Here is a 22679-nt window from a genome sequence, read left to right on the forward strand (position 1 = left end):
GCCGGACCCCGGGTACCCCGAGCCGCCCCCGGACCCGGGCCCCTTGCCCGACCCGTTCCCGCACCCGTCGCCCGATCCGGAGCCGGCCCCGTCGCCCGTTCCGCAGCCGCCGGGCCCCGACCCCGTACCGGAGCCGGAGCCTGCGCCGGGACCCGCGTCCTGAGTACGGCCGCACCGCGCGGAGCAAGCACCGCCGGTGCGCCGAGGGGCGGCAGCCGTCACGGCTGCCGCCCCTCAACTCACGTGCGGGAAGCCCCGGTTCAGGCCGGGACCTCCGACCGGTCCCCGCCCCACAGCGTGTGGAACGAGCCCTCACGGTCCGTGCGCCGGTAGGTGTGCGCACCGAAGAAGTCCCGCTGCCCCTGCGTCAGCGCCGCCGGCAGCCGCTCGGCGCGCAGCGCGTCGTAGTACGCGAGCGCCGCCGAGAAGCCCGGCGTCGGCACACCCTGCTGGGTGGCCGCGACCAGCACCGCGCGCCAGTCGTCCTGCGCCGCCGCGATCTCCTCCGCGAAGCTCTTGTCCGCGAGGAGCGACGGCAGATCGGCACGGGCGTCGTAGGCCGCGCGGATACGGTCGAGGAACGCGGCCCGGATGATGCAGCCACCGCGCCAGATCGCGGCCACGGAGCCCAGGTCGATGTTCCAGTCGTACTCCTCGGAGCCGGCCTGGATCTCGTGGAAGCCCTGCGTGTACGAGACGATCTTGGACGCGTACAGCGCCTGCTCCACCTTGTCCGCGAAGGCCGCCTTCTCGGCGTCGCCGAGCGGCGTGACCGAGGGCCCGGCCAGGCCGCGCGAGGCCTCCCGCAGCTCGGTGTGGCCCGACAGCGAGCGCGCGAAGACCGCCTCGGCGATCCCGGAGACCGGTACGCCCAGGTCGAGCGCGATCTGCACGGTCCAGCGGCCCGTGCCCTTCTGCTCGGCCTGGTCCTGCACGACGTCCACGAAGGGCTTGCCGGTGGCCGCGTCCACATGGGACAGGACCTCGGCGGTGATCTCGATGAGGTACGAGTCCAGGCGGCCCTGGTTCCACGTACGGAAGATGTCGGCGATCTCCGCGGGGGAGTAGCCCGCGACCTCGCGCAGCAGGTGGTACGCCTCGGCGATCAGCTGCATGTCGGCGTACTCGATGCCGTTGTGCACCATCTTCACGAAGTGCCCGGCGCCGTCAGGGCCGCAGTGCGTGACGCACGGGGTGCCGTCGGCGGCCTTCGCGGAGATCTTCTCCAGCATCGGGCCGAGCGTGGCGTACGACTCGACGGAGCCGCCGGGCATGATGCTCGGGCCGAGCAGCGCGCCCTCCTCGCCGCCCGAGACGCCGGTGCCGACGAAGTGGATGCCCTGCTCGCGCAGCTCCTTCTCGCGGCGGCGGGTGTCCGCGAAGTGCGCGTTGCCCCCGTCGATGATCATGTCCCCGGGCTCCAGGAGCGGCGCGAACTCACGGATCACCGCGTCCGTCGGATCTCCGGCCTTGACCATGATGACCAGCCGGCGCGGGCGCTCCAGGGCGGCGACGAACTCCTCGGCGCTCTCGGCGGCCACAAAGGTCCCCTCGTCCCCGAACTCCTCGACGAGCGCGCGGGTTTTCGCGGCGGTGCGGTTGTGCACGGCGACGGAGTAGCCGTTGCGCGCGAAATTGCGGGCGAGGTTGCGGCCCATGACCGCAAGTCCCGTGACGCCGATCTGGGCTGAAGTGCTCATGCCTGTAGCTCCTGGGCCTGTTTCGGAAGTGCTGCCGTGACGTCAGTATCGCTTGTGGCACTGCGATATCTTCCCGACAGCCTGTCCGATGATCTGTTGGGGAGTGGTGTCCGTATGGCTTTGTTCGATATGTCGATCAATGAACTCCGCGCCTACCGTGCGGAATTCCCGGCCCCTGACGATTTCGATGAATTCTGGTCGAAAACCCTCGCCGAAGCCCGGGAGCACGAGCTCGACGCGCGTTTCGAGCCGGTGGACACCGGCCTCAGCGGAGTCGATGTGTTCGACGTGACCTTCGCCGGTTTCGGCGGGCATGCGGTCAAGGGCTGGCTGGTCCTTCCGGCCGATACGAGCGAGCCGGTTCCGGCGGTCGTCGAATACATCGGATACGGCGGCGGGCGCGGCCTTCCCCATATGCATCTCCTGTGGGCCTCGGCCGGGTTCGCGCACTTCGTGATGGACACCCGCGGACAGGGCAGCGCGGGCTGGGCCGAAGGCGCCACCGCCGACCCGGTGGGCAGCGGACCCGCGTACCCCGGCTATATGACCCGCGGTATCGACGACCCGCACGACTACTACTACCGCCGCCTCTACACCGATGCCGTACGGGCCGTCGAAGCCGCCCGCTCCCACCCCCTGGTGGATGCCTCGCGCACCGCCGCGGTCGGCGTCAGCCAGGGCGGCGGCGTCACGATCGCGGTCGGCGGACTCGTCCCCGACCTCGCGGCGATCTCCCCCGACGTGCCGTTCCTGTGCGACTTCCCGCGGGCGGTCTCGCTCACCGACCGGATGCCGTACCGCGAGATAGGCAGCTATCTCAAGGCCCGCCGTGCCGATCCCGCGCACGCGCTGCGCACGCTCTCCTACTTCGACGGGGTGCACTTCGCGGCCAGGGGCCGGGCTCCCGCGCTGTTCTCGGCCGCGCTCGAGGACCAGACCTGCCCGCCGTCGACGGTGTTCGCGGCCTTCAACGCGTATGCCGGCGAGGACAAGACGATCGAGGTGTACGACTTCAACGACCACGAGGGCGGCGGCCCCTACCAGCAGGCCGTACAACTGCGGTGGCTGCCCGGGAGGCTGAGGGCCGGCCGAGGCGACTGAGGGGTATATGGGCGCGGTTGATCAACTGGGGCGGTTGGCGGCGGACTTGTCGGCGTGGCCGTACTTGTCGCCGTGGCCGTACTTGTCGGTGAGGCGGCTGAAGACCCTCTTGTCATGGCCTGTTCGGCACCATTACGTTTGCGGGCCTTGACGCGTGTCGTTTGGGGGAGACCATGCCGGGCCGTCATCGCCGTCACCAGCCCACGAGGATCAACCGCGCCTCGCTGACCGTCACGATCGGCGGCGCCTCGATGGCACTGCCGCTGATCGGCAGCGCCCCCGCGCACGCGGCCGATGTGGGCACCTGGAACAAAGTCGCCGCGTGCGAGTCCAGCAGCAACTGGGCGATCAACTCGGGCAACGGCTATTACGGCGGGCTCCAGTTCAAGCAGTCCACCTGGGAGGCGTACGGCGGCACGCGCTATGCGCCGCGTGCCGATCTCGCCACCAAGGACCAGCAGATCGCCATCGCGGAGAAGGTGCTCAAGGGGCAGGGTCCGCGTGCCTGGCCGGTCTGCTCGGTCCGCGCCGGTCTCACCCGCGGCGGTGAGTCCCCGGACATCGAGCCCGCGCAGGCCGCGGCGCCTCGCAAGACGGCGCCTCAGAAGGCGGCGCAGAAGACGCCACCGCGGGAGAGCGCCCCGCAGAAGAGATCCGCCGACCGGGCGGACACCAAGCCCGAGACCACGCCCCAGTCCAAGGCCGGGCGCACCGAGATGTACACGGTCATGACCGGGGACAGCCTCTCCGCCATCGCCCAGGAGCGCGAAGTGCGCGGCGGCTGGCGGCAGTTGTACGAGGCGAACCGCAAGGTGGTCGGCGCGGATCCGGATCTGATCCTGCCGGGCCAGCGGCTGACCCTCGACGGACAGGCGGGCGGGATTTCCACCCGGCCTCCGAAAGCCTCGCCGGACGAAGCCGGGCAGCCGGGGAAGAAGACCGAACCGCCGAAGAAGAAGGCCGAGCAACCGCCGAAGAAGAAGACCGAGCGGCCCGCGAAGAAGACCGAGCCCGCGAAGTCCGCGGGCAAGTCCGATGCAGGCAAGTCCGACGCGAAGCCGGCGGACAACAAGCCGAGCGGCCAGAGCACCTCACCGCGCCGTACCGCCCCCGTGGCCGCCGGCCCCAGCACCCCGTACCGCGCGGCCGGCGGCTCCTGGTCCAGCGGCTATCACACCGGCGTCGACTTCCCCGTGCCCACCGGGACCTCGGTCCAGGCGGTGGCCCGGGGCAAGGTGGTCACGGCCGGCTGGGGCGGCGCGTACGGCTACCAGGTGGTGATACGGCACGAGGACGGGCGGTACACGCAGTACGCGCACCTGTCCGCGCTGGTCGTCAAGCAGGGCCAGACAGTGAACGCGGGCCAGCGCATAGCCCGCTCCGGTTCCACCGGGAACAGCACCGGGCCCCATCTGCACTTCGAGGTGCGGACGGGGCCCGAATACGGCAGCGATGTCGACCCGCTGGGCTATCTGCGCGCGGGCGGCGTCAAGATCTGATCATGCGGTCGCAGGGTCCGCCGTGCCGGCGGGCCACGTCGTCGTGGCCGTGGTCCTGCGCGTCGTACGCGACCGCGGGCGGCTGACCCGGGATGCCGGGCAGTGCGCGTACGCCCCGGCGCTCGGACGCGGTGCCGTTCTCGTCCTCGGCGGCGAGGGACCGTACGACCTCTTCGGCCGAGAGCGAGGCGGGGGAGTCCGGCACCTGGACGATGTCGGGCACATGCACGGTGTCGGGAACCTGGACGGTGTCCTGCACCAGGACGTTCTCCGGGACGAGCAGGTCGGCCGTGGAGAGGTCGTCGGCGAGATCGTCGCCGACGCCGTCCGCGAAGTCCGCGGCGGGCTCCGGGGCGACATCCTCCGACGAGGCCACGATCTGCGTCGTGGACGAGGCCTGGCCGATGCGCTCGGTGGTCAGCAGGATCAGCCCGCCCGCCGCCACCACACCGCAGCCGAGCGCGAGCAGAGTGCCCGTCAGGCCGTACCGGAAGGACTCGCCGAACAGGGTCAGACCGACCGCCGCCGCGACCACCGGGTTCACGACCGTGAGCACCGCGAGCGGCGCCGCGAGGCCCGCGCCCCGGTACGAGGCCTGCGACAGGAGCAGACCGCCGACCGCGAGCACGGCGATCATGATCAGCCCGGGCAGCTCGTGCAGGACGCTGCCCGGCGTGAAGTCCACCGTGACGTTCTTGGTGAACACCGATGCCATGCCGAAGGAGATACCGGAGGCGACCGCGAGCAGCACGCTGCGGATCACGGGGTGCCGGTGCACCGCGTGGGCGGCCACCGCCAGTGCGGCCAGCGCACTGAGCGTGGTCACCGCGACGAGCAGTTGCTCGGTGCCGTCCATGGCGTGCGAGTCGCTGGAGCCGGTCAGGGCCAGCATGCCCGCGAGACCGACGGTGGCCATGATCGCCCCGCGCCAGGCGGTCGAACCGGCCTTGCGGCCGACGAACAGCGCGGCCATGGGCAGGGCGAAGACGATGGTCAGCGCACCGAGCGGCTGGACGACGCTCAGCGGGCCGTAGGCGAGGGCGACCACATGCAGCAGTCCGCCCAGACCGTTGAGGACGACCGCGAGCCACCAACCCGTGCTGCGCAGCGGGGCGTACGAGTGGGTGCGTCCGGTCGTGGCGACGCGCTCCTGGACGATCGCTCCGCCGGCATAGGCGATGGCGGATACGAACGACAGGAGCACGGACAACGCGAGGGCACTCATGTGTCCCTCCGGGCGTTCTCGTGCGGCAAGCGGTCGGGGTTCATAACACCCACGATGACGCTTTCATTCCGCCCGGTCGTCGTCCCTGAGCACGCATTCGGAGGTACTGCCGTTGGAGTACGCGGAACTGTGTGTAGTCCCCTGGGTGGGCTTCGGTGACCTGCGAGGGGAGTGCTCCGTGGGGCGCCCGCGGCTGCCGGGTCAGGCCCGCCGGAACCGCACCCGGCCGCTGTCGAGGTCGAAACGCGCCCCCACGACCACGGCGGGACCGAGCGCAGGATCGGCCCCGACCTGGGCGACCACCCGGTCGACGTGCGCTTTCACCGCGTTGTCGACCCAGTCACCCGGCCCGAAGCGGGTCGCCCGTGCGGCCGGCGCGATCGCGTTCACGACCGGCGCGAGATGCCCGGTCACCTGTCCGCCGTCGCGTACCTGTGCGACCGCCGCGCTCACCGCGCCGCAGCGCTCATGCCCGAGGATGACCACAAGAGGTACGCCGAGTTCCGCAACGCCGTACTGCACACTGCCGAGCACCGCCTCGTCCAGGACGTGTCCGGCCGTCCGGATCACCAGCAGGTCCCCGAGCCCTTGGTCGAAGACCAGCTCGGGAGGGACCCGTGAGTCGATGCAGCCGAGCACGACGGCGAACGGATGCTGGGCGACCGCCACCGCCCGCCGCCAGCTGCGGCCCTCGTGGGGGTGGCGTGCGTGGGCGTCGGCATAGCGCGCGTTGCCGGTACGGAGCCGGCGCAGCGCCTGTGCCGCGGTACGGGGGACGCGCGCCCGGTCCGTCGGGCGCGGGGCGGGCAGCTGGGCGGCCAGGGGGACGGCGGCCACGCCGAGCCCGAGGAAGGCGCGGCGGCCGTGGCGGTGGGGCGCTGTGGAGTCATGCGGGTGCGTGGTCATGGCGTCATGGTGGGGAGCGTGCCGGGCCGCCACACCGGGGACGGTGGAGGAACCCCACCTGTGAGTGACGTACGGCGGCGGCCGGCTCCGACCACACCCCGCTCCGCGTGTGCGCGCCCCACCGTGCGGGCGTCCTACCCACTCTGCGAGCGCGCCCCGCCGTGCGAGCGTCCTAGGCCGCTGCCGCCGCCCCCGCTCTGCGGGCGCCCGGCCCGCCCTGCGAGCATGAACGCCATGCCCGAGCCCCTGACTCCCGCCGACCTCGGCCTGGTCGCCTCGGTCGGCGGCTTCTTCCCTCTGCGCACGGATGGTGCGGCGTCCGAGGGCGCCACGTTCGCCGCGCTCTTTGCGGGCCGGCGCGAACCGCTTGCCTTCCGCGTCGGCAAGGTGGCGTCGGCGATCGGCGCACAGGAGCCCCGTATCGCCGTGTCCATCGCCCAACTCGGCCTGGCCGCGCGTCTGTGGTCCATCGCGCTCGGCTCGGCCGCACTGCACGGCCGCATCCCCGACCTGGACCCGGCACGGCTGCACTGGGACCCCGACGCCTCCGCCCCCGACGACCTCGCCCTGATCGGAAATGAGTGTGCCGACGCCGCCCGCCCCGGCGTCGCCTCCCGCCCCGCCACCGACCTCGTCGCGACCGTCCTCGACCAGCATCTGGCCCCGCTGGCCGCGGCCGTGCGCGCCGAATTCCGTATCTCCGAGGCCCTGTTGTGGGGGAACGCGGGCTCCGCCCTGGCCGGCGCGGCCCGCGAGCTCCACCGCTGGGCCCAGCGCACAGGACATCCGCACGCGGCCGTGCGCGCCCGCGCCCTGACCGAAGTCCTCTTCGAGGACCCCCGCCTGAGCGGCACCGGAACCTTCACCGAAGCGGGCCTCCGCCGCCGCAGCTGCTGCCTCTACTACCGGATCCCCGGCGGGGGCGTCTGCGGCGACTGTTGTTTCCGTACGCCACCGGGCTCTTCCGCAACCCGCCGAAGTGGGTGACCATGAGGAGGCGCCATCGCCGTACGAGGGACCGCCGTCGCAGGAGCCGGAGGGCTGAGGGTGAAGGTCGGACTGCTCAGCCGTGAGTATCCGCCGGATGTGTACGGCGGTGCCGGGGTTCATGTGGAGTTCCTCGCACGGGAGTTACGGGCCCTGGCCGATGTCCGGGTGCACTGCTGGGGTGAGGGGCGCGAGGCCGGTGTCACGCGGCACGCCGCCTGGCCGGAGCTCGCCGGCGCCAACGACGCGTTACGGACCTTCTCCGTCGATCTGTCGATGGCCGCCGCCGTCGCCGACCGCGACCTCGTGCACTCCCACACCTGGTACGCCAACCTCGCCGGACACCTGGCCAAGCTGCTGTACGGCATCCCGCACGTGATCACCTCGCACTCCCTGGAGCCTCTGCGCCCGTGGAAGGCCGAACAGCTCGGCGGCGGCTACGCGTTGTCGTGCTGGGCCGAGCGGACCGCGATCGAGACGGCGGACGCCGTGATCGCCGTGTCGCACGGGATGCGCACCGACATCCTGGAGAGCTATCCGGCGATCGACCCGGACCGGGTGCACGTCATCCACAACGGCATCGACACCGGCCTGTACCGGCCCCGTCCGTCTCCTGACGCGCTCCTGCGGCACGGGATCGACCCCGGACGGCCGTACGTCCTGTTCGTCGGCCGGATCACCCGCCAAAAAGGCGTGCCCCATCTGCTGCGCGCCGCACGGCAGTTGGACCCCGACATCCAGTTGGTCCTGTGCGCGGGCGCCCCGGACACCCCTGAGATCGACCGCGAGTTCCGTGCCCTGTTCGAGGAGCTCAGCGGCACCCGCTCGGGCGTGCACTGGATCCCGGAGATGCTGCCGCGGCCCGAGGTCATCCATCTCCTCACGCACGCGGCCGTGTTCGCCTGCCCCTCGGTGTACGAGCCGCTCGGCATCGTCAACCTGGAGGCGATGGCCTGCGCGACGCCCGTGGTGGCCTCGAAGGTCGGCGGGATACCCGAGGTGGTCACCGAGGACACCGGGCTGCTCGTGCCGTACGACGAGAAGGACACGGACGGATTCGAGTACGCGCTCGGCTTCGCGCTCAACGGCCTCGTACGGGACACCGGGCTCGCGGCCCGGATGGGCGCGGCCGGACGGCAGCGGGCCGTCGGCGCTTTCGGCTGGGACGCGGTGGCGCGACGGACGGCGGAGTTGTACGAGGCGGTACTGAACGGTCGTACGAGGCAGTGAAGTCGGCGAACTTGGGGGCGGCGATGCGTGGCGGACCTTCGGTGCTCGGAATAGTCCTGGCCGGTGGGGAGGGCAAGCGGCTGATGCCGCTGACGGCCGACCGCGCGAAACCGGCGGTGACCTTCGGGGGCATGTACCGCCTCGTCGACTTCGTGCTGTCCAACCTCGTGAACGGGGACATCCTCAGGATCTGCGTGCTGACCCAGTACAAGTCGCACTCCCTGGACCGGCATGTGACGACGACCTGGCGGATGTCCAGCCTGCTCGGCAACTACGTCACCCCCGTGCCGGCCCAGCAGCGTCTGGGCCCGCGCTGGTTCTCCGGCAGCGCGGACGCCATCCTGCAGTCCCTCAACCTCGTCCATGACGAACAGCCGGACTACATCGCGGTGTTCGGCGCCGACCACGTGTACCGCATGGACCCGCGCCAGATGCTCAACCAGCACATCGAGTCCGGCGCAGGCGTCACGGTCGCGGGCATACGGGTGCCGCGCGCCGAGGCCTCGTCCTTCGGCATCATCACGCCCGCCAAGGACCGCACCCGCGTCGAGCGGTTCCTGGAGAAGCCCACCGACCCGCCGGGACTTCCCGGCAGCCCCAACGAGGTCTTCGCCTCGATGGGCAACTACCTCTTCACCACCAAGACCCTCGTCGACGCCCTGCAGAAGGACGCCGAGGACCCCGGCTCCAAGCACGACATGGGCGGCTCGATCCTGCCGATGCTCACCGACCGCGGGGTCGCCCAGCTCTACGACTTCGACGACAACCACGTCCCCGGCGAGACCGGTCGCGACCACGGTTACTGGCGCGACGTGGGCACCCTGGACGCGTACTACGAAGCCCATATGGACCTGATCTCGGACCACCCGGTCTTCAACCTCTACAACCGCCGCTGGCCCATCTACACCCACTCCGGCCAGCTGCCGCCCGCGAAGTTCGTGGCCGGGGGGATCGCGGGGGAGTCCATCGTCAGCCCCGGCTGTGTGATCAGCGGCCAGGTCACCGGGTCGGTGCTCTCCCCGGGCGTGGTGGTGGAGGCCGGTGCGGTCGTGCAGGGTTCGGTGCTGCACGACAACGTCCGCGTGGGGCGCGGCGCGGTCGTACGGGGCGCCGTACTCGACAAGAACGTGGACGTCCCACCCGGCGCGACCATCGGCGTCAACCCCGAACGGGACCAGGAGCTCTACACGGTCTCCAAGGCCGGGGTGATCGCCCTGGGGAAGGGGCAGCGGGTCGAATAGCGGCTTTGGGTAAGGGGCTTGGGCGCGCACCGCAAGCGCATCGACGCGTCCGCGCCTGGTCAGCCGAGGTCCCGGAGCACCTCGCCGACGGTGGCCCGGTGCGTCCGCAGCGCCCGCAGACCGGCGGTGTAGCGGTCATGGTGGCGGGCGATGTCCGCGGTCTGCGCCCGCGCCCGCACCGCGTGCCAGAGCTCGGCCGTGCCGTGGCGGAGCTTGCACTGCACGTCCGCGGTGGCGGTGGCCCGTTCCCGCGGTGTTTGCCGGGTGTTGCCGTCACGGCCGCGCTGCCAGGCGTCGTCCGTGTACGCCGCCACGGGGTCGGGGTAGCGCGTGAATCCTTGCTCTGCCATGCAGCGGGACCACTCCTCCCACGCGGCATGCAGGCGCGGGTCACGCTTCACGGCCTTGTCGACTTCGACCGCCCGGGTGCCGGCGTACAGCCAGTCCCGTTTGACGTCGATGCCGCGCATCAGCCGCCGATTCGCCTCGGTGCCGCAGCCGGGGAAGTCCGCGTACTCGGAGTCGGTCATCCCGCGGCCCTTCGGCTGCGGCACCAGGGACGTCGCCGGATCCCAGCCGTAGCCCCAGCGGCGAGCGGAGCGGAGATCCAGGGCGCCGTAGTCGGTGGCGACCATGGTGAGCGTGATCGGATCGCCGGAGTGGCGGGGATCGAGCGGGAAATCCGGGTGGCCGTGCTCCGCCATGCATTGCCGGACCAGCAACGCCGTTGCCCGCAGCTCCCGTTGGTAGTCCTGCGACGTGTAGTCGTAGCGGTCGGCCGGCAGGGGGCCGAGGTCGGACGCCGTGCGGATGACTTGCGGTCCTCCGGCTCCGGAGACGCACAGCGCCGCCACCACCGCCACGACACCCAGCCGCCACCCCCGCATCGTCATGCGCACGGATGGTAGCGGGTGGCGACCCGGCTCACAGCATCCGTCGCCGCCGCCCCAGCCATGTCTGGGCGATCACGACGACCGCGAGGAAGGCGCCGCTGACCACCTGTTGGTAGGAGGAGTCCAGGGAGCCGATCTGGTTGATGATGTTCTTGATCACCTGGAGCAGCAGTACACCGGCGAGGGTGCCGCTGATGAAGCCGAAGCCGCCGGTGAGCAGTGTTCCGCCGATCACCACCGCCGCGATCGCGTCGAGTTCCATGCCGATGCCGAGGATCGTCACACCGGACATCAGATACGCCGCGTTGAGCGCGCCCGCGAGTCCGGCGCACAGGCCGGACAGGGTGTAGACGGCGATCTTCGTACGGGCCACGGGGGCGCCCATCAGGGAGGCCGCGTCCTCGTTGCCGCCGACCGCGTACACGTACTGGCCGAAGCGGCTGCGGCGGAGCACGAGCGCGCCGATCACGAACAGGACGGCCGTGATCCACACGAGGAGACTCACGCCCAGGAGACTCTCCTCGCCGAGTGTCGCGAGGAACGACTTCTCCTCGACGAGGTAGGTGGTGGAGCCCTCGTCCGTGATGTTCAGGAGGACGCCGCGGGCCAGCAGCATCGCCGCCAGGGTCACGATGAACGGCGCGAGCCGCGCCTTCGCGATCAGCAGTCCGTTGACCAGGCCGATCAGCCCGCAGACGGCCAGGGGAAGGAGCAGCGCGACCAGCGTGCCGTACTGCGAACCCCACGCGGCCAGGACTCCGCCGAGCGCGAAGGTCGACCCCACCGAGAGGTCGATACCGCCCGTGACGATCACGAAGGTCATACCGAGGGCGATGATCGCGAGGAAGGCCGAACCCACCGCCACATTGCCGAGGTTGTCGGAGGTCGGAAAGGACTCGAAGCTCAGCGAGGCGATCACGACGGTGAGCAGCAGCGCGACCAGGGCGCCGTGCTGCTGGGCCAGCGCCGTGAGGCGTTCGCCGCGGCTCGCGCCGAGCGGCTCCTCCTCCGGCAGCGAAGCGTCCACCACGGGGCTCTTCATCTCGGTACTCATCGCCTTCCCCGCTCCCGCGCCGCATAGACGGCGGCGATGATCACTACGGCCTGGGCGATCTGCGTCCAGGACGGCGGCAGATCGTGCTTGATGAGGGTGGCGGTCAGGAGCTGGATCAGCACGGCACCGGCCACGGTCCCGCCGATCCGCACCCGCCCGCCGCTCAGCGATGTGCCGCCGACGACCACGGCCGTGATCGCGGACAGCTCCATCAGATTGCCCAGCGAGGTCGGATCGCTGGCCGTGAGTCGGGCGGTCGCGAGCACACCGGCGATGGCGGCGAGGGCGCCCGACACCACGTACACGATGATCAGCACCCGGCGGACCGGAAGCCCCGCGAGCTGCGCCGCGGGCCGGCTGTCGCCGATGGCGAGCAGCTGGCGGCCGAAGGTGGTGCGGCGGACGGTGAACGCGACGAGCAGCGCGAGCGCGACCGCGATCAGGACGAGATACGGGATGCCGAGGACGCTGCCGCTGCCGAGCGAGGCCATCGTGGGGTCGCGGACGTCCTTGAGCTGCGGCAGGAACACATTCGCCAGCCCCCGGCAGGCCACCATCAACGCCAGGGTGGCGACGATGGGTTGGACCCCGATGAAGGCGATCAGCGAGCCGTTCGCGAGACCCACCACCATGCCGCCGATCACCGCGACCAGGATCGCCACCGCCGGCCCGTATCCCAGGTAGAGCGAGACCAGCGAGGTGGACAGGGCCATCACGGACCCCACCGACAGGTCCACGCCCTCGCTGCCGATCGCGAGCGCCATACCGAGCGCGACGATCAGGACGGGGGCCACCTGGACGGCCTGGGTGCGGAAGTTCTCGGCGGAGACGAAGTGCGGGGTGAGGACGATGTTGGCGAGCAGGAGGGCGACGACGCCCACGTACACGCCGTAGTCCTGCAGCAGACGCATCATGCGGGCGCGGTCCAACGACTCACCGCGCAGGGCCAGTTGGGTCATCGCCGACCGCCCTCCAGGTCCTGGGGCTGTGCGGCGATCGCCGTGAGCAGCCGGTCCTCGGTCACCTCGTCGCCCGTCAGCTCGGCGACCACGGCGCCGTCTTTCAGGACCACCACCCGGTCCGAGCCCTCGATCAGCTCCTCCATGTCGGAGGAGATCAGGAGCACTCCGAGCCCGTCCTCGGCCAACTCGTCGATCAGCTTCTGCACTTCGGCCTTCGCGCCCACATCGATTCCGCGGGTCGGCTCGTCGAGCAGCAGCACCTTGGGCTGCATGGCCAGCCAGCGGGCGAGCAGCACCTTCTGCTGGTTGCCGCCCGACAGCTCGCCGACCTTCTGGTGCGGACCGGAGGCCTTGATCCGCAGGCGCTTCATGAACGTGTCGACGATCCGGTCCACCCGCTCCTCGTCGACCAGACCGAAGCGGGACAGGCCCGGCAGCGCGGCGAGCGCGATGTTCTCGCGGACCGACAGACCCGGCACGATCCCCTCGGCCTTGCGGTCCTCGGGCAGCAGGCTGATGCCCGCGCGGATGGCGGCAGGCGTCGATCCCGTACGGATACGGGAACCCGCCACCAGGACCTCACCCTCGTCCGGCGGCAGCGCACCGGCCACGGCCTTCGCGGTCTCGCTGCGGCCCGAGCCGAGCAGCCCGCCGAGACCGACGACCTCGCCCGGGCGGATATCGAGGGAGACGCCGTGGAGGGTGTGCCGGATCCTCAACCCCCGTGCGCTGAGGACCGGTTCGCCACCCGCGTCGTGCTCGCCGCTGAACTTGGTGAGCCCCTCGCTCTGCACCTCGCCCATCGCCCGGCCCAGCATCAGCGAGACGAGCCGCAGCCGGTCGAGCTCGGCGATCGGGCCCGTGTGCACCAGCTTTCCGTCGCGGAGCACCGTGACGGTGTCGCACACCTCGTACAGCTCCTCCAGGCGATGGCTGACATAGACCACCGCGATGCCGCGGTCGCGCAGCATCCGGATCACCCGGAACAAGGTCTGCACTTCGCGCGGTTCGAGCGACGAGGTCGGCTCGTCCATCACCACGACCCGCGCGTCCACCTGGACCGCACGGGCCAGGGCCACCATCTGCTGGGCGCCGACGCCGAGCGTGCGCAGGGCGCGGGTGACGTCGACGCGGACGCCCAGGTCGCGCAGCGCCTCGTCGGCCTCCCGGTGCATCCGCCGGAAGTCGATCAGTCCGAAGCGGTTGCGGGGTTCGCGGCCGAGGAACAGGTTGCGGGCCACGCTCATCAGGGGGACGAGATTGACCTCCTGGTAGATCGTGGAGATCCCGGCGTGCTGGGCCTGAAGCGGCGTCCCGAAGTCCACCGGCTCGCCCTGGTAGCGGACTTGGCCCTCATCCGGGTGGTAGACGCCGGTGAAGACCTTGATCAGGGTGGACTTGCCGGCCCCGTTCTCGCCGATCAGGGCGTGCACCTCGCCGGGATACGCGGCGAAGTCCACCCCGTCGAGGGCCAGCGCCCCGGGGAACCGCTTGGTGACGCCCTGGACGGACAGGACGGGTTCGCTCATCGTCAGTACGCCTTGCCGAGCTCGGACTTGGCGTTCTCCTCGGAGTACTCGGTGTCCTTGATAACGATGTCCTGTCCGACCTCTTCACCCTTGGTGAAGCTGTCGAGCGTCTGGAACGCGAGCGGACCGAAGCGCGGGTTGGACTCGACCACCCCGTAGATCCAGCCGTCGACGATGCCCTGCACCGCGTTGCGGGTGCCGTCGATCGTCACGATCTGGACGTCGCCGGCCTTCTTGCCGGCGCTCTTGAGCGCGTTCACGGCGCCCAGGCCCATCTCGTCGTTCTCGGCGTAGATCCCGGTGATGTCCGGGTTGGACTGGATCAGGTTCTCGGTGACCGACTGGCCCTTCTCGCGGGCGAATTCGCCGGTCTGCTCGAAGACCACCTCGAGGTCCGGGGCCTTCTCCGCGATGCGGTCCTTGAAGCCCTTGGTGCGCTCGGTCGTCACGTTGTTGCCGGGCGCCCCGAGCAGGATCGCCACCTCGCCCTTGCCGCCGGTCGCCTCGATCATCTGGTCGGCGGCGCGCCTGCCCTGCTCGACGAAGTCGGAGCCGATGAAGGCGACGTAGTCCTCGCAGGCCGTCGCGTTGATCTTCCGGTCGATGGTGACGATCGGGATCTTCTTCTGCGCGGCGGTCCGCAGGACCGGGCCCCAGCCGTCGGAGTTCAGCGGCGCGATCACCAGGACGTCCGCGCCCTTGGTGATCAGGTCCTGGACGTCGCTGATCTGCTTGGAGAACTGCGACTGGGCGTTGGCCGTGAGGAGCTTGATCCCGCGCTCCTTCGCCTCGGCCTTGATGGAGGCCGTCTCCGCGATACGGAACGGGTTGGCCTCCTTCTCGGACTGCGAGAAGCCGACCGTGGCGCCCTTCAGGTCCAGCTTCTTGCCGCCGAAGGTCTCGATGTCGCACATCTTCTGGTCGCCGGAGGGCTCGGCGACCTCCTGTCCTGCGTTGGTGTCCTTGGCGTCCGAGGGGTCGTCCTCGGACTTGGCGCAGCCGGCGGCGAGCGCCAGGCTCAGACAGAGTCCGGCGGTGAGCAGGGTGTGGGTGGACTTACGGCGATCGGTCTTACGGCGCAGACGAACGGTCGGCTTCATGGAGTCCCCATTACGGCGCGGCCCCGCGGCGCTCAGGCTCGCGTGGGAGATCGGCTGGTGCGGTCAACTCGCGGTCCGGTGCGGATGGTCCGGCGTGCCCCGGCCGGTGGTGGACGGGGTGCGCCGAGTGGTTCCGAGGATTGTTTACATCGTTGGAAGGAGGCTGTAAACCCTTCGCGCGAGCGCCCTTCGACGCTCGTTCGATGACCGGCTCATCGGCGCCCCAGCGTGCTCTCACGCTCCACCAGCCGGAATTCGGCGGTGAGTTCACGTCCCCGCGGCTCCCCGTTCGCCGCCGCGGCGCCGCTCAGACGGCTGATCACGGACTCGACGGCCAGGCGCGCGATGGCGTGCTTGTCGGGTGCGACGGTGGTCAGCGTGACGGCCCCGAAGTGCCCTTCGACGATGTCGTCGAAGCCCACCACCGCCACGTCCCAGGGCACCCGGAGCCCGCGTTCGTGCAGCACCCGCATCGCCCCGATCGCGACCAGGTCGTTGTACGCGAACACCGCGTCGGGCCGCATCCCCGCGTCCAGCATCCGCGCCATGGCCACCGCTCCGTCGGCGCGGTCCCAGCCGCCGACCGGTCCGACCAGGCCGTCGGGTGCCGCCTGACCCGCGGCGGTCAACTCCTCGCGCCAGCCCTGCAGTCGCAGGTGGGCGGGCCGGTTGGCGGTGTCGGTGCGGGCGCCGAGGAAGGCGATACGGGTGCGGCCGAGGCCCAGGAGATGGCGGACCGCCGCACGCGCCGCGGCCACGTTGTCGATCGCGATGTGGTCGTACGGCAGGTCGTACTCGCGCTCGCCGAGCAGCACCAGCGGGACGTCGTCGGTACGGGCGCGCAGATCGTCGGCCTCGAGCTCGAGCGGGCTGAGGATCAGGCCGTCGATCACGCGGGCGCGGAAGCCCTGGCTGACCAGGATCTCCTGTTCGCGATCTCCCCGGGTGTGGTCGAGCAGCACGGTGTAGTCGTGCTCGGCGGCCGCGTCGATCACGGCGCCCGCGAGCTCGGCGAAGTACGGGTTGCCCAATTCGGGCACGGCGAGCGCGATGATGCCGGTACGGCCTTTGCGCAGGTGGCGGGCGGTCAGATTGGGCCGGTAGCCCAGTTCGTCGATGGCGCGCTGGACCTTCTCGCGCATCGCCGGTGTGACGTGCTGGTAGTTGTTCACGACGTTCGAGACGGTCTTGATCGAGACGCCGGCGCGTTCCGCGACGTCCTTGAGGCTCACCCTCACGTGATTCCCCTCCGGGGCGGGCGCCCCTGGCCGCTGCCTGCGACAACGTACTTCTCGCCGTTGCATCGATGTACAGGCGCGTGTACTGGCCTTTTGTCATGACCCTGGACAGCCGGTCGGTGCCGTGCTGTCATGCCAACTGCCGTTCCTTCCAACGTTGTACAGACTCATCCGACGACCCGCCACCCTTCCTCACGAACCGCTCGAGATGGAGGATCAAGTGCGAGTGAGAAGACGACTGGCGTTACTGCTCGCTGCCCTGCTGGGACTCGCAGGACTGACCGCGCTCCCCGCGGCGCAGGCCGCCGAGGACCCCGTCAAGCCGCCCGGTCTCAAGGGCGAGTACTACACGCAATCAGCCCCCGGAGCCTTCGACTTCGCGGAGCTCAAGACCACCGGGTTCGACCCGAACCTCGACTTCGACAACCTCGAATCGCGCCTCGCCGCCGCGACCGGCCGCTCCGACGACGCGAGCGTGCGCTGGACCGGCAAGCTCGTCCCCGAGCGCACCGGAGCCCACACCTTCACCATGATCGGTGACAACGGCTTCCGGCTCTGGATCGACGGCAAGCTCGCGATCGACCACTGGGTCGACGACTGGGACAAGGAACAGACCTCCCAGGCAGTCGAGTTGACCGCCGGCACCGCGTACGACTTCAAGGTCGAGTACTTCGAGCACTACGGCGGCTCCAACCTGCACGTCAACTGGATCCAGCCGGGCCAGGCCAAGCAGCCGATCCCGCAGTCGGCCTTCCGGCTCCCCGACGGCTTCGACTACGACGGGGCGTACGGCGGATCCGTCCTCGCCTCCGGCCGCACGCTGCGCCTGGACTTCATCCAGGAACTGGCCGCCCCGCCCGCGGAGTTCACCGATCACCTCGACGCCGTGATCGGCGGCGCTCAATGGCCGCTCGGCACCGCCACCGTGGACCCCGCCGACCCGCGCAAGCTCCTGATCGCCCTCGACGAACCCGTCGTCGGCCAGGGCGGCCAGGTCGACGTCCGCTACGACGGCGAAGGCGGCCTGAGCGCCAAGGACGGCAAAGCCGTCGGCGCCTTCTGGAGCGGCGGCACCAACGACTCCGAGTACCAGCTCACCACCCAGTGGGGCGAGGATGTCCGCCCGTCCAACGCCTGGCGCGAGTACCCCCGCCCGCAGCTCAAGCGCGCCAACTGGCAGAACCTCAACGGCACCTGGGAGTTCGCCGGCGCCTCGGCCGGTGAACAGCCGCCGTTCGGCAAGCGTCTCGGCGAGCGCATTCTCGTCCCGTACCCCGTGGAGTCGAAGCTCTCGGGCATCGAACGCCACGAGGACCGCATGTGGTACCGGCGCACCTTCAGCGTGCCGTCCAACTGGTCCGACAAGGGACAGCGGATCAAGCTGAACTTCGACGCGGTCGACTGGCAGTCCGTCGTGTACGTCAACGGCAAGAAGGTCACCGAACACAAGGGCGGCTACGACCGGTTCAGCGCCGACATCACCGATGCGCTCAAGCCCGGCAGCAGTCAGGAGCTGATCGTCGGCGTCTACGACCCGACCGACGCCACCGGCGCCGAGAACCCGCCGCTGGGCAAGCAGCGCCTCGACCCGTCCGGCATCTGGTACACCTCCTCGTCCGGCATCTGGCAGACGGTCTGGCTGGAGCCGGTGGCCGCGGACCACGCCCAGGGGCTCAAGCTGATCCCCGACGTGGCCGGCGAGCGCCTCGCGGTGGACATCCAGGGCGTACGCGAGGGAGTGCCCGTCACCGCCGTCGCGTACGACGGGAAGCGCGAGGTCGGACGGGCCCGTGGCGCGTCCGGCAGCACCGTCCATGTCCCCGTGCCCGACCCGCACTTGTGGTCACCCGACGACCCGCACCTCTACGACCTCAAGGTCACCGTCGGCGGCGACCGCGTGACGAGCTACTTCGGGATGCGGTCGATCGAGGTCAAGTCGGTCGACGGGACACCCCGGATGCTGCTCAACGGCAAACCGGTCTTCTCCATGGCCACCCTCGACCAGGGCTTCTGGCCGGACGGCCTGCACACCGCGCCGAGCGACGAGGCCCTCGCGTACGACCTGAAGAAGCACAAGGACCTCGGCTTCAACTCGGTGCGCAAGCACATCAAGGTCGAACCGGACCGCTGGTTCCACCACGCCGACAAGATGGGGCTGCTCGTCTGGCAGGACATGCCGTCCATGACGGCGGGGCGCACCCCGGACGCGGCCTCGCGGGCGCAGTACGAGCACGAGATGAAGAAGATGATCGACCAGCATGTCTCCAGCCCGTCGGTGATCATGTGGGTCACCTTCAACGAGGGCTGGGGCCAGTACGACCAGGCGCGCATCGCCGACCAGGCCAAGTCCTGGGACCCGAGCCGACTGGTAAATAACATGAGCGGGCTCAACTGCTGTGGCGCGGTGGACGGCGGCAACGGTGATATCGCCGACGCCCACGGCTACCCCAGCCCGCTGCTGCCGGCGCCGGACGGCAAGCGGGCGCTGGTGAGCGGCGAGTACGGCGGCCTCGGGCTCGCCGTGCCCGGTCATGCGTGGCCGGTCCGCCACACCTACGTGGGGGTGGACCGGGCGAAGTACACGGACGAATACCTCGGGCTGTTCGACAAGGTGCGGACGCTGGCCTGCCAGGGCGGCAACGGGGCCGTGTACACCCAGATCACCGATGTCGAGGGCGAGTTGAACGGGTTGCTCACCTACGACCGCAGGGTGATGAAGGCGGACGAGCAGCGGATCAAGGCGGCACATGAGGCGTTGATCCGGGACGCGTCGGCGCCGGGAGGTGCGCAGTGCGCCTGAGCTGATCTGTGGCCCGCTCCTTGCCCTGCGCAGGGGGCGGGCCGCGGTCGTGGGCATGCGTACGTGGTCCCTGTGGGGCAGGTGAGCGGTGGTGCGAGAATTGATGCGCCCGTAACGTTCCGTATTCCGGACGTGCTTGACCGTAGTCGTCAACAAGCTGTTGACTGCTGGCTTCCGTTGTCGACGCGAGAGCTGGGCATGGCTACCCTCACCGATCCGCTCGCCCCCCTCGACCTGGCCTTCTGGAACATCGAATCGCCCGAACACCCCATGCATCTGGGCGCCTTGGGTGTCTTCACCTGCGACTCCGCCTCGGCCGCCCAGCACGCGGCCGAGCTCCTCACGGCCCGTGCACCCCAGGTGCCCGGGCTGCGGATGCGGATCCGGGACGTGTGGTTCGGCGCCGGGGGAGCGGTGCGCGAGCCCGCCACCGACTTCGACCCCGCCCACCACGTACAACTGGCGCCCCGTACCGGCGATTTCCACGCGGCGGCCGGCGCGCTCATGGAGCGTCCCCTGGACCGCTCGCGCCCGCCGTGGGAGGCCCATGTCCTGCCGGGGGCGGACGGCAGGTCCTTCGCGGTGCTGTTCAAGTTTCACCACGCGCTCGCCGACGGCCTGCGCGCGCTGACCCTGGCCGCCGGGGTGATGGACCCGCAGTCCGTGGTGCCGCGCCCCGCGCGCCCCGAGCCGGCGGAGGAGCCCGGGCGTGGTCTGCTCGGCGCGCTCGCCGACCTGCCCGGAGCGCTGCCGCGGACGCTGCGCCGCCAGGCCGGCGCTCTCGGCCAGGCCCTCGACATCGGCGCCTCGGTCGCCCGCGCGACCTGGGACGTACGGTCCTGTGGCGCCCTCGCCTCGGAGGCGACCGGGACCCGGCGCACGGCCGGAGCGGTGCTGGACCTCGATGACATCCACCGCATCCGCAAGAAGGCCGGTGGCACGGTCAACGACGTACTGATCGCCGTCGTCGCCGGAGCGCTGCGTCGCTGGCTGTCCGGGCGCGGTGAGCCGGCCGACGAAGTGCGCCCGCGCGCTCTGATACCGGTCTCGCGCCGCCGCCCCCGTGCGCACCAGCCCCAGGGGAACCGGCTCTCCGGTTTCCTGATCCGACTCCCTGTCGACCAAGCCGACCCGCTCAGCCGCCTCGACACGGTCCGCGCCGCCATGAACCGCAGCAAGGACGACGGAGCGCACCGCGGCGCCGGGGCCGTGGCGCTGCTCGCGGACCACGTTCCGCCCCTGGGGCACCGGCTCGGGGGTCCGCTCGTGGCCCAGTCGGCGCGTCTGCTCTTCGACATCCTCGTCACGAGCGTCCCGCTGCCGAGCCTGGGCCTGCGCCTGGCCGGCTGCCCCCTCGCCGAGGTGTACCCCTTCGCCCCGCTCGCCCAGGGCCAGTCCCTCGCGGTCGCCGTCTCCACGTACCGGGGGCGGGTCCACTACGGGCTCGTCGCGGACGGCCGGGCGGTGCCGGACCTGGAGCTGTTCGCGCAGGCCCTGCACGACGAAGTGCGGGGTCTTGGAGAGGTGGCCGGGGTCTGAGGCGGGTATCGCTGGGAGTGATCCCGCGGATGCGGTGGGTTCGCGAAGAGGGAAGCGGTTTGGAGAGCAACGCCTCCACTCCGTAAAATCCCTCTTTTGGAATCTTCATGGCGCCGGTGCGCCCCCACCCGTACGAGGAAGCAGCGGCGATGACCGTGACCACTGACACCCCGGACAGCCAGGACTTCGGCCCCGGCATCGATCCGGAGCGGCTCGCCATCTGTCTCGCCGTGCTCGACGAGCTCGACAAGATCGAGGTCGACCACCCCGACGCGATCGCGGTCCGCCGGGCCACCGCCGGGATCTACCGCACCGTGAAGCAGCGCCGCCGCCAGGAGCGCCGGGCCGCGAAGACCGAGCACGACCGCAAGGTCACGCACGCGACGGCCACCGGTTCCGCCGAGCGCATCGACGACGAGACCCAGGGGCTGCTGCCCAGCTCGTCCGTGGTCAGCGAGATCGCCGGGATACTGCAGCGGCCGCGTTCCTGCTACGTCTGCAAGGCGCGGTACGTCGAGGTCGACGCGTTCTACCACCAGCTGTGCCAGAAGTGCGCCGCCGAGAACCGCGCCAAGCGCGACGCCCGCGCCGATCTGACCGGCAAGCGTGCGCTGCTCACCGGCGGCCGCGCGAAGATCGGCATGTACATCGCGCTGCGGCTGCTTCGCGACGGTGCGCACACCACGATCACCACGCGCTTCCCCAAGGACGCCATCCGCCGCTTCAAGGCGATGGACGACTCCGCGGACTGGATCCACCGTCTCGAGGTCGTCGGCATCGACCTGCGCGACCCGGCGCAGGCCGTCTCGCTCGCCGACCAGGTCGCCGAGCAGGGTCCGCTCGACATCCTGATCAACAACGCCACGCAGACCGTGCGCCGGCTGCCTTCCGCGTATGCCGCCCTGGTCGACGGCGAGAGCGCGCCGCTGCCCGCCGGTGAGCTGCCTCCGTACCACGTCATCGGTGCCTTCAACTCCGGTGCGGTGGACGGTATCCAGGCCCTGCCGGCCGGGATCTCCGGTATGGACGCACAGCAGGTCGCCGACCTCGCGCTCGTGGGCGGTCACGCCAGCATCGAGAAGCACCGCGACGGCACCGCCATCGACGCGGGCGGTCTGGTGCCCGACGTCGTGGACACCAACACCTGGGTGCAGTCCATCGAGCAGATCTCCCCGGTGGAGCTGCTCGAGACCCAGCTGTGCAACTACACCGCGCCGTTCATCCTCATCAGCAAGCTGCGCGCCTCGATGGCCGAGGCCGCGGGCAAGGCCGCTTCGGGGCGGGCGTACGTCGTCAACGTGTCGGCGATGGAAGGGGTGTTCAACCGCGGCTACAAGGGCGCGGGCCACCCCAACACGAACGCCGCCAAGGCCGCGATGAACATGGTGACGCGCACCAGTGCCGCCGAGATGTTCGAGACGGACCGCATCCTGATGACCTCCGTCGACACCGGCTGGATCACCGACGAGCGTCCGCATTACGACAAGCTCCGCCTCGCCGAGGAGGGCTTCCACGCCCCCCTCGACCTGGTCGACGGCGCGGCCCGGGTGTACGACCCGGTGGTCCGCGGTGAGGCGGGCGAGGACGTGTACGGGGTCTTCCTGAAGGACTACGCGCCCGGCAAGTGGTAGGCGGCAGCTGCTGAACTCTGGCCGAACGGCCGAGGCCCGCTCCG

The 22679-nt window shown here is 70.5% G+C and carries 17 protein-coding genes; 8 read left to right on the forward strand and 9 right to left on the reverse strand.

Annotated elements, in window-relative coordinates:
- Positions 1–260: 260 nt before the first annotated feature.
- A complete protein-coding gene (gene gndA / locus G6045_RS00795) occupies positions 261–1700 on the reverse strand; it encodes an NADP-dependent phosphogluconate dehydrogenase (RefSeq protein WP_165329757.1) in 1440 nt (479 codons plus the stop codon).
- Positions 1701–1814: 114 nt separating this feature from the next.
- Between gndA and G6045_RS00800 the strand changes: the two genes are divergently transcribed.
- Together G6045_RS00800 and G6045_RS00805 are read left to right on the forward strand one after the other, a co-directional pair.
- The gene (locus G6045_RS00800) at positions 1815–2801 is read left to right on the forward strand and encodes an acetylxylan esterase (RefSeq protein ID WP_165329758.1); all 987 of its coding nucleotides are present in this window, start codon (positions 1815–1817) and stop codon (positions 2799–2801) included.
- Between the two features lie 173 nt (positions 2802–2974).
- Positions 2975–4300 (forward strand): transglycosylase family protein, encoded by a 1326-nt coding sequence (locus G6045_RS00805; RefSeq protein ID WP_165329759.1) that lies wholly within the window; start codon positions 2975–2977, stop codon positions 4298–4300.
- Here G6045_RS00805 and G6045_RS00810 read toward each other — a convergent pair.
- Entirely contained in the window at positions 4290–5525 is a 1236-nt protein-coding gene (locus G6045_RS00810) for a DMT family transporter (RefSeq protein WP_206343130.1), read from the reverse strand. The genes G6045_RS00805 and G6045_RS00810 overlap by 11 nt on opposite strands.
- 201 nt (positions 5526–5726) lie before the next feature.
- Complete coding sequence (locus tag G6045_RS00815) at positions 5727–6431, reverse strand: carbonic anhydrase (protein WP_165329760.1); 705 nt, start codon at positions 6429–6431, stop codon at positions 5727–5729.
- 234 nt (positions 6432–6665) lie between these two features.
- Here G6045_RS00815 and G6045_RS00820 point away from each other — a divergent pair, with 234 nt between their 5' ends.
- The 3 genes from G6045_RS00820 to glgC are packed head-to-tail and all read left to right on the forward strand — an operon-like array spanning position 6666 to position 9889.
- Positions 6666–7418 carry a (2Fe-2S)-binding protein gene (locus tag G6045_RS00820; protein ID WP_165329761.1) on the forward strand — a complete coding sequence of 251 codons (753 nt, stop codon included), beginning with the start codon at positions 6666–6668 and terminating at the stop codon, positions 7416–7418.
- Positions 7419–7478: 60 nt separating this feature from the next.
- Positions 7479–8648 (forward strand): glycogen synthase, encoded by a 1170-nt coding sequence (gene glgA / locus G6045_RS00825; protein WP_165329762.1) that lies wholly within the window; start codon positions 7479–7481, stop codon positions 8646–8648.
- 23 nt (positions 8649–8671) lie between these two features.
- Positions 8672–9889, forward strand: a complete 1218-nt coding sequence (gene glgC, locus G6045_RS00830) for a glucose-1-phosphate adenylyltransferase (RefSeq protein ID WP_165329763.1) — start codon at positions 8672–8674, stop codon at positions 9887–9889.
- Positions 9890–9948: 59 nt separating this feature from the next.
- Here the strand turns inward: glgC and G6045_RS00835 are convergent, their stop codons facing one another.
- The 6 genes from G6045_RS00835 to G6045_RS00860 all read right to left on the reverse strand — a co-directional run bounded on the left by G6045_RS00835 (position 9949) and on the right by G6045_RS00860 (position 16665).
- On the reverse strand, positions 9949–10782 hold the full coding sequence (locus G6045_RS00835; protein ID WP_235967378.1) for a hypothetical protein: 834 nt from the start codon (positions 10780–10782) through the stop codon (positions 9949–9951).
- Between the two features lie 31 nt (positions 10783–10813).
- Entirely contained in the window at positions 10814–11836 is a 1023-nt protein-coding gene (locus G6045_RS00840; RefSeq protein WP_165329764.1) for an ABC transporter permease, read from the reverse strand.
- Positions 11833–12795, reverse strand: coding sequence for an ABC transporter permease (locus G6045_RS00845; protein ID WP_165329765.1), 963 nt, complete (start codon positions 12793–12795; stop codon positions 11833–11835). Before G6045_RS00845 ends, G6045_RS00840 begins: the two co-directional genes overlap by 4 nt.
- A complete protein-coding gene (locus tag G6045_RS00850) occupies positions 12792–14327 on the reverse strand; it encodes a sugar ABC transporter ATP-binding protein (protein WP_165329766.1) in 1536 nt (511 codons plus the stop codon). The genes G6045_RS00845 and G6045_RS00850 overlap by 4 nt, the downstream gene beginning before the upstream one ends.
- Before the next feature lie 2 nt (positions 14328–14329).
- A complete protein-coding gene (locus tag G6045_RS00855) occupies positions 14330–15409 on the reverse strand; it encodes an ABC transporter substrate-binding protein (RefSeq protein WP_408056287.1) in 1080 nt (359 codons plus the stop codon).
- Between the two features lie 230 nt (positions 15410–15639).
- Positions 15640–16665, reverse strand: coding sequence for a LacI family DNA-binding transcriptional regulator (locus G6045_RS00860; RefSeq protein WP_165329768.1), 1026 nt, complete (start codon positions 16663–16665; stop codon positions 15640–15642).
- 208 nt (positions 16666–16873) lie between these two features.
- On the opposite strand from G6045_RS00860, the gene G6045_RS00865 reads away from it, so the two are divergent.
- From G6045_RS00865 to G6045_RS00875, 3 genes are all read left to right on the forward strand, one after another.
- Positions 16874–19465 (forward strand): PA14 domain-containing protein, encoded by a 2592-nt coding sequence (locus G6045_RS00865; RefSeq protein ID WP_206343133.1) that lies wholly within the window; start codon positions 16874–16876, stop codon positions 19463–19465.
- A gap of 198 nt (positions 19466–19663) precedes the next feature.
- Positions 19664–21004, forward strand: a complete 1341-nt coding sequence (locus G6045_RS00870) for a wax ester/triacylglycerol synthase family O-acyltransferase (RefSeq protein WP_165329770.1) — start codon at positions 19664–19666, stop codon at positions 21002–21004.
- Positions 21005–21153: 149 nt separating this feature from the next.
- Positions 21154–22635 carry an SDR family NAD(P)-dependent oxidoreductase gene (locus G6045_RS00875; RefSeq protein ID WP_165329771.1) on the forward strand — a complete coding sequence of 494 codons (1482 nt, stop codon included), beginning with the start codon at positions 21154–21156 and terminating at the stop codon, positions 22633–22635.
- The last annotated feature ends 44 nt before the right edge of the window (positions 22636–22679 follow it).

Origin of the sequence: Streptomyces mesophilus (assembly GCF_011044995.1) — a bacterium.
GTDB classification, from domain to species: Bacteria; Actinomycetota; Actinomycetes; order Streptomycetales; family Streptomycetaceae; genus Streptomyces; species Streptomyces mesophilus.

Coding starts and splice junctions, on each gene's coding strand:
- gndA (WP_165329757.1), bottom strand. CDS start 1,700: ATGAGCACTTCAGCCCAGATCGGCGTCACGGGACTTGCGGTCATGGGC.
- G6045_RS00800 (WP_165329758.1), top strand. CDS start 1,815: ATGGCTTTGTTCGATATGTCGATCAATGAACTCCGCGCCTACCGTGCG.
- G6045_RS00805 (WP_165329759.1), top strand. CDS start 2,975: ATGCCGGGCCGTCATCGCCGTCACCAGCCCACGAGGATCAACCGCGCC.
- G6045_RS00810 (WP_206343130.1), bottom strand. CDS start 5,525: ATGAGTGCCCTCGCGTTGTCCGTGCTCCTGTCGTTCGTATCCGCCATC.
- G6045_RS00815 (WP_165329760.1), bottom strand. CDS start 6,431: ATGACCACGCACCCGCATGACTCCACAGCGCCCCACCGCCACGGCCGC.
- G6045_RS00820 (WP_165329761.1), top strand. CDS start 6,666: ATGCCCGAGCCCCTGACTCCCGCCGACCTCGGCCTGGTCGCCTCGGTC.
- glgC (WP_165329763.1), top strand. CDS start 8,672: ATGCGTGGCGGACCTTCGGTGCTCGGAATAGTCCTGGCCGGTGGGGAG.
- G6045_RS00835 (WP_235967378.1), bottom strand. CDS start 10,782: ATGACGATGCGGGGGTGGCGGCTGGGTGTCGTGGCGGTGGTGGCGGCG.
- G6045_RS00840 (WP_165329764.1), bottom strand. CDS start 11,836: ATGAGTACCGAGATGAAGAGCCCCGTGGTGGACGCTTCGCTGCCGGAG.
- G6045_RS00845 (WP_165329765.1), bottom strand. CDS start 12,795: ATGACCCAACTGGCCCTGCGCGGTGAGTCGTTGGACCGCGCCCGCATG.
- G6045_RS00850 (WP_165329766.1), bottom strand. CDS start 14,327: ATGAGCGAACCCGTCCTGTCCGTCCAGGGCGTCACCAAGCGGTTCCCC.
- G6045_RS00865 (WP_206343133.1), top strand. CDS start 16,874: ATGGAGGATCAAGTGCGAGTGAGAAGACGACTGGCGTTACTGCTCGCT.
- G6045_RS00870 (WP_165329770.1), top strand. CDS start 19,664: ATGGCTACCCTCACCGATCCGCTCGCCCCCCTCGACCTGGCCTTCTGG.
- G6045_RS00875 (WP_165329771.1), top strand. CDS start 21,154: ATGACCGTGACCACTGACACCCCGGACAGCCAGGACTTCGGCCCCGGC.